This is a genomic window from Oleiphilus sp. HI0132 (assembly GCF_001635845.1).
This window is the reverse complement of the sequence record NZ_LWGJ01001071.1, coordinates 1-735: the sequence shown is the minus strand read 5'-3', so window position 1 is coordinate 735 and position 735 is coordinate 1. Positions and strand designations below refer to the sequence as shown.

Genomic DNA, 735 nt, shown 5'->3' with positions numbered 1-735 from the left:
AAGGGAAGGAAACTTCAACCACTTCGTCTGCACTATCTTTTAGTGATAAGCCTAATTTGATCTCTTCGCCGGTATTACCGTCTAGCTGATCAATATTCCACTTACCTTTTTCACCCCAGCGATAACCTATTGAACCGGTAGGTGAAACCAACTCATTGCTCGCATCGTTAACTGCAATCGTCTTCCACTCAGGGTTGTTTTCTTGACCCAAGTTACCATCGAGATCAGAGGCTCTTAGGAAGCGACCTTGCTGTAAGCCTTGATCAGACTCTTCTAACATAACCAAGTAAGGGAAATCAGTCTTGGTACGCACGTATTCAGTGAAGTAAGCACTTGGCTTATCTACGTGAAACTCTTTCAGAATAACGTGACCCATTGCCATCGCTACCGCTGAGTCTGTACCTTGCTTCGCGTGAATCCACTCGTCCGTCAGTTTTGCAACTTCTGAGTAATCAGGTGTAACCGATACAGTCTTCGTACCCTTATAACGAACTTCTGTGAAGAAGTGAGCATCAGGTGTACGCGTTTGTGGAACATTAGAACCCCAAGCAATGATGTAGCCAGAGTTATACCAGTCTGCAGATTCTGGTACGTCAGTCTGCTCACCCCAAATCTGAGGAGATGCTGGTGGCAAATCACAGTACCAGTCATAGAAGCTTAGGCAGTTACCACCGATCAAGGATAAGTAACGAGCACCTGCCGCATAAGAAACCATCGACATCGCAGGAATTGGCG

The 735-nt window shown here is 46.0% G+C and carries 1 protein-coding gene; it reads right to left on the bottom strand.

Annotated elements, in window-relative coordinates; genetic code table 11:
- The coding region (locus tag A3766_RS13580; RefSeq protein WP_156508898.1) for a molybdopterin-dependent oxidoreductase at positions 1 to 735 on the bottom strand (735 nt) is incomplete at both ends.